This window comes from Methanobrevibacter sp. (assembly GCF_045539575.1).
Taxonomy (GTDB): Archaea; Methanobacteriota; Methanobacteria; order Methanobacteriales; family Methanobacteriaceae; genus Methanocatella.
On the sequence record NZ_JAZQFM010000049.1, the window covers coordinates 17980 to 30167 of the forward strand.

Annotated in this window: 2 protein-coding genes; both read left to right on the forward strand. The window is 40.7% G+C overall.

The features are described 5' to 3' along the window. The first annotated feature begins 18 nt into the window (after window positions 1-18). Window positions 19-11610, forward strand: a complete 11592-nt coding sequence (locus ACKI30_RS06075) for an Ig-like domain repeat protein (RefSeq protein ID WP_407410783.1) — start codon at window positions 19-21, stop codon at window positions 11608-11610. A gap of 280 nt (window positions 11611-11890) precedes the next feature. Further along, a complete protein-coding gene (locus tag ACKI30_RS06080) occupies window positions 11891-12187 on the forward strand; it encodes a hypothetical protein (protein WP_407410785.1) in 297 nt (98 codons plus the stop codon). Window position 12188: the final 1 nt, after the last annotated feature.

The following is a 12188-nucleotide window of genomic DNA, read 5'->3' on the forward strand; positions in this document are numbered from 1 at the left end:
AAATGGAGTTTGATTTTTTTGATAGGAAAAAGGAAAATCCTGATATTTGCAATCTTGCTGATATGTCTATCGGCTGTTGGCTTTGCAAGTGCAGCCGACAACACTGCAGACGCTGTAGGTGCTGAAGACACGTCAGCGAATGCAATTAGCACGGATGAAAACGAAGAAGTAATTTTGGAAGACGAATATGATGAAAAATTATCGAAACGTGATTATGACCCCAATGCGGCTCCGCTGTCTGAATTTAGGAGCTATATTGTAAACAATCAGAATTCAGTTATTAATTTAACTTGTGATTATGAATTTAAGGCGGACGACGGTGATAGTTTTGAGGTGATTGAACTTAATCGTGATGTGACTATTGACGGACAGGGACACTATGTTAATGGCCATCATTCTTCTTCTCCTATGTTAAGAGTAGCTGAGGGAAAAAATGTTGTAGTCAAAAATTTGACAATTAATACTTTTAATGGTCCGACAGTTACTGGAGGTACTTATATAAACTGTAAGTTTATATTATGTGCAAGTGATAATAATGCTGCAGTTTATAAAGGCACAGCAATAAACTGTCTTTTCGAAGAATGTCTTAGTTATGGTAACAATGCTGGTGGTGCTGCGATGCGTGAAGGACGTGCTATAAATTGTACATTTAATGGAAATACCGCAACGTATGGTGGAGCAATTTCTAGAAGTTATGCTGAAAACTGTACCTTCTACAATAATAAAGCATCCCATGGCGGTGACACAGATCTTGTTGCCAAAGGTGGTGCAGCATATGAGAGTACCTGTTATAACTGTTATTTTAAAGATAATTGGGTTACTAATCAAGGAGGAGCAGGTTATAAGGGAACTTATGTCAATTGTACATTCGAAGGCAATCATATTAAGGGATCAGGTGATGGTCTTACACTCTATGAAGGAGAAGCAATTTTTTGTACATTCGATGATAAGAATAAAAATTACCGCACTTCAGTTTATGAGAAAATGATAATAAATGCGGATGATTTTACCTGCAAATATAATTCAAGCAGCGCATTTCCATTCAAATTAACCGCTGGAAGCATTGAATTTAAAGATGTAAACATGACATTTCATGTGGAAAAGGCTGAAGACGGAGTATGGCATGACTTATACGAGTTCAATATTTTATCAGGTCAAAAATGGATTGTGAATTTGACACCTGGCAATTATAGGGTGAAAATAAACTGTATTGATTATCCGGCCGATGAAGTTTCTGTAATAATAACCATACCTAAAATGGGAACTGCAATCACATTGGACAACAATAACATTTCCATGTTTTGCAAAGGCGATAATGAACTGATAATTACATTAAACGACGATGAAAACAGACCAGTTGCCAACCGAACAGTAATCTTCGATTTCAAAGGCAAACTGATGGCGAATGTAACTGATGAGAATGGTATGATAAGAGTTGCTTTAAACGATCTGGTTCCAAGAACATACAATGTAGACATCACATTTGACGGCGATGAACTATATTCCAAATCAGCTGCCAAGGCCACTGTTACTGTGAGTAAAATTCCAACCATGATTATTGGAGTACCTGCAATTACAGTCAACTACAACAATTCCAACTATAATATACCAGTAGGAGTTTTAGACTACTTGAACAGACCTGTAAGCAATGTTCCATTAACAGTTGAATTAAACGGAATCAAAAAGGATTATGTCACTGATGAAAACGGTAACGTATTTGTGCCGACACTGGGACTCACACCGGGCACATATTCTGCACTTTTCTCTTTAAATAATAAAATCTATGCAGATGCATATGCACAAACAATTGTGACCGTTACCAAGGTTGATGTCACAATTTCCGGAGGCATGACAAGAGCATATAACCAGGAAGAAGATTCAAGAAGAAATTACATGGGAATTACATTATCAATTAATCCCAACGGTGATGTATATATGGGATTAAGGGATGCAGAGATTTCCGTTTCACTGAACGGAATTAATGGAACATACATTACTGATATGAACGGTGTTGCATACGTATCCACCAACGGACTTGCGGCCGGAAGTTATTTTGCAAACGTGACCTACAAAGGAAACGAGTTTATCAGTGCAAAAAATTATCTTGCAGAAATCATAATCAACAAGGCGCAATCCCAAATCTATTGTGACAGTGACATCATGCATGTAAACTACGGTATTGAAGACTACTTCAACATTACCCTCAAAGGCGAAGACGGAAATCCGATTAAAGGTTCCAACATCGTTACTGTTGATTTGGATGGTGTTGCAAAAACTTACATCACAGATGAAAACGGTTTGCTTAAAATACCTACCGAGGACCTGTCAGTGAACTTTTATGGTGTTAACATCGCATTTAATGGAAATGAAAACTATACCGGTTCAAAAACTTACGCAAGACTTATAATTGACAAGGATGCAAGCGTGCTGTCTTCAGATAACCTGATTACAATTTACGGCGAAACCGGAGAGCTGATTGTTAATTTAACCGGAAGTCAGGGAAGGCCTGTCAGCGGTGCGGATCTGACTGTTAATATGAATAACGTTGAAAAGAATTATGTAACAGATGCAAACGGCCAGATCAGGATTCCTGTTGAAGGATTGGCTGCGGGCAATTATACTGCAGACATTACATTTAATGGCAATAACAATTATGAAAAAAGCAACCTGACTGCAAACATCACAGTCAATAAATGCGAACCTCATCTCTCATTTGATGAATATATGACAAGAGCAGTATACGGTTATGAAAGCCTGTTTAATGTTACCTTAAAAGACGGAAACTACAATACTGTTAAAGGAAATCATGTACTTATCGTTAATTTAAATGGTGTTAAAACTTATACAACAAACGAAAACGGTACACTCACCATATCCACTATAGATCTTCCTGCAAATGAGTATTATGTGGCAACCGTGACTTACGACGGAAACGAAAATTTCACCAGTGCAATAAATTATCACAGAATCATAGTGGCCAAGCAGCCTACCGAACTGACATCAGATAACCTGATTATAACCTACAACAATGAGGGAAATTTAATTGTAACTCTTAAAAACAGTTTGGGAGAAATTTTAAGCAATTATACCTTGACTGTTGATTTCAACGGCAAAAAAGATTATGTAACTGATGAAAACGGTCAAATAGAAATACCGGTCAGCGGACTGGCTGCAGGCGAGCATTCAGCAAACATCACTTTTGACGGCACTGACAATTATGAAGAATCAAGCCTGATTGTAAACATTACCGTCAACAAGGCCGAACCGATTATCACATTCGACACCAATCTGATTAAAACAATATACGGCTTTGAAAACTCATTCAACGTAACATTAAAAGACAACAACTACAATCCGATTAAAGCAAACAACACAATCATCGCCGACTTTGACGGCATAATTGAAAATTACACAACCGATGAGAATGGCGTTGCAGTCATATACACTACCGATTTGCCTGTTGACTACTACTGGGTTGCCTTAAGCTTCAGCGGAGATGAAAACTACACCGAAACAACAAACTACATAAGAGTGATAGTTTACAAGCAGCCTACCGAACTTGTCTCAGACAATATAACTACAACTTACAACAGCGGTGAAAATCTTGAAATAACATTATTGGACGCTTTCGGAAAACCTTTAAGTGACGTTCCTGTTACCGTTAACTTCTATGGCGTTAAAACTTACACCACAGATAAAAACGGTACTATTGAAGTTCCAACAGCTGGTCTTGACCCTAGCGATTATCTGGTATTCATCAGCTATGCGGGATCTCAAAACTACAACCAGTCAAGTCTCATAGCTGCAATATCCATCGTAAAGGACAATACCACAATGGACATTAACTGGACAATTGCAGACAATGACGTGGACATCACCGTTGATGTTGACCCTAATGCGACAGGACTTGTCAAATTCGAAATAAGCGGCCCTGAAGAATACACTACATATTCAGAAATCGTAAACGGAAAGGCAATTTCCCACAACGTGCTGGCTGAAGGGGAATACAGCGTCACTGCAACTTATGGAGGCGACGTCTATTTCAATTCCAACAGCACCAGAGGCACATTTACAGTCAGAGGACACGTCAAAAAGGACACTCCAATAACTGCAGATGTTAAAGTTGAAGAATATACAGTAACAATTACCGCCAATGTGGATTCCGACGCTACAGGCAACGTTACTGTCGATGTCTTAGGTCAGAAGTTCCTTGTTCCGGTAGAAGACGGAAAAGCTGTTTTCACATATGACTTTGCTCCGGCAACATACAGCGCTGAGATAACCTATTTGGGCGACAATGACTTCAATTCAAACTCCACTTCCGTTTCATTTACCGTAACCGAGCAAGTTGTCGAGCTTAAAAACACAACAATTTCTGCTGATGTCACCTCAGTTGAAAATGACGTGACAATAACTGCCAGCATCAATCCTTTAGCAAGCGGCCTTATTGAATTCAACATTAACGGAAAGGCTGTTTACGTTGCAGTCATCAGCGGAAAAGCTGTTTACAACACTAACCTGCCGGCAGGCGATTACAATGTTGCTGTTACCTACCTTGGAGATTTCAGATACAATGCAAACAGAACCTCCAAAGCGTTCACAGTAACAGACCACATCAAAAAGAACACAACAATAACCTCAGACGTTGTTGTAAACGGACATGACATCACTGTAACTGTCAATCTGGACAATGACGCAACAGGATTTGTTGAATTCACATTGAACAACAATACCATTTATGTAAAAGTGACTGACGGCAAAGCGGTATACAATGCTGTTTTACCAACCGGAAACTACACATTGGCAGCCAAATATCTCGGAGATGAAGACTTCAACATAAACGTCAGCGACATTCCAATCAGCGTTGTTGAAATTCCTCTAAATGACACTCCGGTTGATTTGGACATTGAAATATTTGAAAACAACGTGACAATTACCGCTTCATTTGACCCTAAAGCTACCGGACTTGTCAAGTTCGAAGTTACAGGCGCTGAAAACTACACATTATACGCAGAAATTGAAAACGGCAAGGCTGTTCTTAAAGACGTTTTAACCGCAGGTGACTATTCAGTTGTTGCAACATATCTTGGAGATTCAAAATTCAATCCTAATTCAACAGCCGAAACATTCACTATTGTAGGCCACGTCAAAAAGGACACTGCAATCTCTGCAGTTTCCGATGTTGAGGATTATACCGTGACAATTACCGCTTCAGTTGATGCGAATGCTACAGGTTATGTTACCCTCAGCGTTTTAGGACAAACCTTCATTGTTCCTGTAGAAAACGGCAAAGCGGTATTCACATATGACTTCAACCCTAGCACATATAATGTCGATGTAGCATATTTAGGCGACGATAACTTCAACAATGCAACAACAACCACTTCATTTACAGTTGTTGAAAAAACAGTTGAGCTGAAAAACACAACCGTAGACGTTAATGTCGAGACTAACGAAAACGATGTGACAATCACTGCTACTGTCAATCCTGCCGCAAGCGGACTTGTTGAATTCAACATTGACGGCAAAGCAGTTTACATTGCAGTTGCCAACGGTAAGGCTGTTTATAATACTGACCTAGCTGCAGGCGATTACAATGTCCTGGTAACTTACCTTGGAGATTCAAGATTCAATGCAAACAGAACCTCCAAAGCATTCACAGTAACAGACCATGTTAAAAAGAACACTTCAATGACTTCAGATGTAACTGTCGACGGCTATGACGTTACCGTAACTGTCAGCTTGGACAGTGAAGCTACCGGATTTGTAGAGTTCACATTGAACGGCAACAGCGTCTATGCTAAAGTAGATGGAGGCGAAGCAATATTCAATGCACTGCTTCCTGCCGGAAACTACACATTGAACGCCAAATATCTCGGAGATGAAGACTTCAACGTTAACGCTACCGACATTTCAATCAGCGTTGCTGAAATTCCTCTAAATGACACTCCAATTACAGTGGAGGTTTTAGTGAATGAAAACAACGTAACCATGATTGCTGCTGTTGATCCTGCAGCTACAGGACTTGTCAAGTTTGAAGTAACCGGCGCTGAGGACTATACATTATACGCAGAAATAAAAGACGGCAAAGCAGTTCTTGAAGACATTTTGGCCGTAGGAGACTACTCAGTAGTTGCAACCTACATGGGAGACTTTAAATTCAATCCTAACTCAACCGCTGAAACATTCACAGTGACAGGCCACATTAAAAAGGACACTCCAATTTCTGCCGTTTCAAGCGTTGATAAAAACACTGTAACCATTGTAACTACAGTAGACAGCACTGCAACCGGCTACGTGACACTTTCCGTTTTAGGACAGACCTTCATTGTTCCTGTAAACAACGGTGAAGCGGTATTCACATACGATTTCGAACATGGAACCTACAGTACACTTGTCACTTACCTGGGCGATGATGATTTCAACAATGCATCCACTGTCACTTCATTTACTGTAATCAAAGAGGTCGTGGAACTGAAAAACACAACAATTTCCGTGGACGTTACCTCTATGGAAAACAATGTGACCATTGAAGCTACTGTCGACAGCGCAGCAAGCGGACTTGTTGAGTTCGACATTAACGGGGATACAGTAGTTTACATTGCTGTAAATAACGGTAAGGCAATTTACAACGCAATTTTACCTGCCGGAGATTACACAGTCTTTGCAACCTACATGGGAGATTCCAGATTCAACTCAAACAGAACCTCCAAAGCATTCACAGTAACAGACCACATCAAGAAGAACACTACAATAACCTCCAAAGTTGATGTCTACGGCTATGACGTGATCATGACCGTTTATGTTGATGAAGATGCTACCGGATTTGTTAAATTCATCACAAAAGGCAATGAGGCTTTAGCAGAAGTAAAAGATGGCAGGGCAGTCATGTACATGATGCTTCCAGCCGGAAATTACACAACCACTGCAGCTTACCTTGGAGACGACGACTTTAACGCAAACGCAACAGACATTGAAATAGAAGTTATTGAAATTAACCGTGAAAACACAACAATTGCTGCAGATGTGGAAACTAATGAAAACAATGTGACAATTACCGTTTATGTCGACCCTCAGGCTACCGGACTTGTCAAATTTGAAATTACCGGCGCTGAAGACCGTACATTATACGCAGAAGTAGCTGACGGCAAGGCAGTTCTTGAAGAGGTCTTAACCGCAGGAGACTACTCAGTTGTTGCAACATACATGGGAGATATCATATTCAACACCAACACAACTTCCAAGGAATTCACAGTCATCGGACACATCAAAAAGGACACACCAATCAGTGCTGATGTCGCTGTCGACGGTTACCGTGCAGTCATCTCAGTTGATGTGGATTCTGATGCTACCGGATTTGTTGAAGTCAAATTGGGCGAAACCGTAATGTATATTGCATTGACCAATGGCGAAGGCTCAGTAATTACCACTTTGCCTGCAGGAAGCTACCAGGCTGACCTGACATACCTCGGTGATGATAACTTTAACGAAAATGCAACCTCCGTTTCATTCAATGTTGTTGACCCTGCAAAAGAAAACACAGCAATCGAACTGGACGTCAATGTTGTTGAAAACAATATTACAATCACTGCAAGTGTTGATCCTGCCGCAACAGGACTTGTCAAGTTTGAAGTGACCGGTGCAGAGGAGTACAACCTGTACGCAGAAGTAAAAGACGGCAAGGCAGTTCTTGAAGATGTTCTGACCGCAGGAGACTATTCCGTCGTTGCAACATACATGGGAGATACCAGATTCAACCCTAACTCAACCGCCGGAACATTCACAGTCACAGGCCACATCAAAAAGGACACCGCAATAACAGCAGTTCCTACTGTTGACAAATATACCGTTACAATCGAATCCACCGTTGATTCACAAGCTACCGGATATGTCACCATTGCTGTTTTAGGACAGACCTTCATTGTTCCTGTAGAAAACGGCAAGGCAGTATTCACATACGATTTCGAACCTGGAACCTACAGTGCAGTCGTAACCTACTTAGGCGATGACAACTTCAACAATGCAACCACTAATGCTGCATTCACTGTAATCAAGGAGACCGTGGAACTGAAAAACACAACCGTAGACGTTAATGTCGAGACTAACGAAAACGATGTGACAATCACTGCTTCAGTTGATCCTGCCGCAAGCGGACTTGTTGAGTTCAATATTGACGGTGAAGCGGTTTACATTGCTGTCAATAACGGCAAGGCAATTTACAGCACAATTTTACCTGCCGGAAACTACACCGTAGTTGCAACATACATGGGCGATTCCAAATTCAACTCAAACAGAACCTCCAAAGCATTCACAGTAACAGACCACATCAAGAAGAACACTACAATAATCCCTGACGTTGTGGTTGACGGATATGACGTTACAGTAACCGTCAATGTTGATGAAAACGCTACCGGATTTGTAGAGTTCACATTGAACAACAATACCATTTACGCTAAAGTAAGTGAAGGCAAAACTGTCATGAACATGCTGCTTCCGGCCGGAAGCTACACTGCTACTGCAGCTTACCTTGGAGACGACGACTTTAACGCAAACGCAACAGAAATTGAAATAAAAGTTGATGAGATTTACCGCAAAAACACACCGATTGCTGCAGACGTGGAACTGGTTGAAAACAACGTGACCATAACCGTTAATGTCGATCCTGCCGCTACCGGACTTGTCAAGTTTGAAGTTACAGGCGCTGAAAATTACACAGTATATTCAGAAGTAAAAGACGGCAAGGCAGTTCTTGAGGACGTATTGAGTGCTGGAGACTACACCGTATTTGCAACATACATGGGAGATACCGCATTCAACACCAACATTACCTCCGAAGAATTCACAGTCATCGGACATATCAAGAAAGATACTCCAATCACTGCAGAAGTCAAAGTCAACGGATACAGGGTAACAATTGACGTTACAGTAGACACAAAAGCAACCGGATTTGTAGAAGTATATTTAGGCGATACAGAAATGTATGTTGCATTAACAGACGGAAAAGGCACACTCACCACCAATATGCCAGCAGGAAGCTACCAAGCAGCCCTGACATACCTCGGTGATGATGACTTCAACGAAAACGCAACCGCAGTCTCATTCAACGTAGCAGACCCAGTTAAAGAAAACACAACAATCGAATTAGACATCAAAGTTGCTGAAAACAACGTTACCTTTACAGCCACCGTTGACTCAGATGCAACCGGACTCGTCAAGTTTGAAGTGAACGGAGATGAAAAATACACACTATACGCAGACGTAACAAACGGCAAAGCAGTACTCGAAGACATATTCAAAGCAGGAGACTATGTTGTCACAGCTACCTACATGGGAGATGCAAGATTCAACACAAACATAACCTCCGAAGAATTCACAGTCATCGGACACGTCAAAAAGGACACTCCAATAACTGCAGACGTTAAAATCAATGGATACAAAGTAACAATTGATGTAACAGTCGATGAAAAAGCAACAGGATTTGTCGAAGTCAACTTAGGCGAAACCGTAATGTACATTGCTTTAAATGAAGGTAAAGGTTCAGTCATCACAAATATGCCAGCGGGAAGCTACCAAGCAGCCCTGACATACCTCGGTGACAACGACTTCAACGAAAACGCAACCGCAGTCTCATTCAACGTAGCAGACCCAGTTAAAGAAAACACAACAATCGAACTGGACGTCAAAGTCAGCGAAAACAACGTTACATTCACAGCCACCGTTGACTCAGATGCTACAGGACTTGTCAAATTCGAAGTGAACGGAGATGAAAAATACACACTATACGCAGACGTAACAAACGGCAAAGCAGTACTCGAAGACGTATTCAAAGCAGGTGACTACACCGTAATTGCAACATACATGGGAGATTCCAGATTCAACACTAACATGACCTCCGAAGAATTTACAGTCATCGGACACGTCAAAAAGGACACCCCAATCAGCGCAGTCGCCACAGTCAGCGGATACAAAGTAACAATTGATGTTACCGTAGATACAAAAGCTACCGGATTTGTAGAAGTCAAACTAGGCGAAACCGTGATGAACATTGCTCTAACCGACGGCAAAGGCACACTCACCACCACTATGCAAGCAGGCAGCTATCATGCTGATTTGACATACCTCGGTGATGATAACTTCAACAAGAACAGCACTAACGTCCTGTTCACTGTTGTCGATCCTATCAAAGAAAACACTCCAATCAGCCTGGACGTTACAAGCACATACAATAATGTTTCTCTCACCGCCACTGTTAACTCCGCCGCTACAGGTATTGTCAAATTTGAAGTCAGCGGACCGGAACATTACGTATTATATGTTGATGTCGAAAACGGCGTTGCAGTCCTTGAAGACGTGCTTAAGGCTGGAGATTACACTGTAGTTGCTACCTATATGGGTGACAAGAAGTTCAATGCAAATGAGACTTCATCCGAGTTTACAATATCCGATAAGCAAAAAGAGGACTCCAATGTGACAATCAATATTCCTGAGGACATTAAAGTTGGAGAAGACATCCCAATCGAAGTAAGCATTCCTGGAGCTACAGGAAATGTTTCAGTTATTGTGGACGGTAAGGAAACTATTGTTCCTTTGGATGAAAACGGCAAAGCCAGCGTATCCATAGAAAACATCACTGCAGGCGACCACAATGTTGTCGTGATTTACTCCGGTGATGATACCCATGCACCTGCACATGCTGTTTCAAGATTCAGCATTCCGGAAACACCTGTTGTGATTCCTGTTGCAACCAGATTCAGTGAAATCACCGTAATGGATGATTTAACCATTTACATGAAACTGGTTGACGCTGACGGAACCCCTATTTCAGATGCTGAAATTAGTTACATGGTTGGTGACGTTTCAGGCAGCACAACTACTGAAGCTGACGGTTCATTCACCATCAAGGGAGCAAGCGGCGTTGTAATATCTGTAAACTATGCAGGAAACGACACATATCTTGCAACAAACACTTCAATCAAATTAGATAATGTGGCCCCTGAGAGATTGGCTACACAATTTAATGTGACCAACGGTTACAGACTGCAAGTTTATGCTGTTGATTATAAGGCAGGTGAAAGAGGAGCGTACTTTGACGTATTGCTGAGAGATTCCAACGGCAAACCTCTTGCAAACCAAGCTGTATACTTTGCTATCAACGGCTGGGTGCACAACAAGACCACTGATGCCAACGGTGTAGCACATCTTCAAATCAACCTGCAGGATGCAAACTACTACACATGCGCTCCATGTTACCTTGGAAACACAACATATGAGGCAACATTTGCTTCAGCAATGCTTGATGTAGTCAAAAAACCGATCACAATCACTGCAGCTGCCAAATCATACAAAGCAACTGCAAAAACCAAAACATACACAGTTACTATAAAAACAACCAAAGGATCATCTGCAGACGGTAAAGTCTACCTCAGCGCAGGTAAAAAAGTAACTCTTAAAGTGAACGGTAAAACCTACACAGCAAAAACAAACGCAAAAGGACAAGCTACCTTCTCAATCAAACTGACCAAGAAAGGTAAATTCCAAACCGTTATCAAATTTGCTGGAGACAAAACCTACAACAGCGCAAGCAAACAGGTAACAATAACAATTAAATAGTGAGATTAAATTTTCTCACTAACTTTTTCTTTTTTTAAAAAAAATAAGCCTCATCATCAACCGAAACAGAATTTTACATTTCCAAAGAATCCTAAATATGCAAAATGCTCCAAAAGTTGGAAATTAAAAATTGCATTCATCTCTTAAAATTGCTTTAATACTGTAAAATTGACTTCAATTTGTTATTTAAAAGCTTAAAACGAGTTAAATTTATATTAATCAATGAACATATACTTAATATGGAAACAGAATTTTCCAACAAATCAAAAGAGGTGAAAATATGACCACTAGACTAGACAGGTTCAAAAAGGAAATGGAACCTGCAAAGGAAATATATACCAAAGAAATCAAGAACTTCGCGAAAAACTACGATTTTCTAGGTGAAATGAGCCTGCAGGAACGGCCAGATATCGATACCCAAGATTACATTTTCCGTTTTGAAAAACTGAACGGTACTGGTGAAGACGTTCTTGACCAAACCCTTAAGGAGCTATATGACCATATGGACAAATTTTGTGAAGTCAACGGCATTACTGAATTTTCAAGAAATACTATCATATCATACAAATGGAGATGAT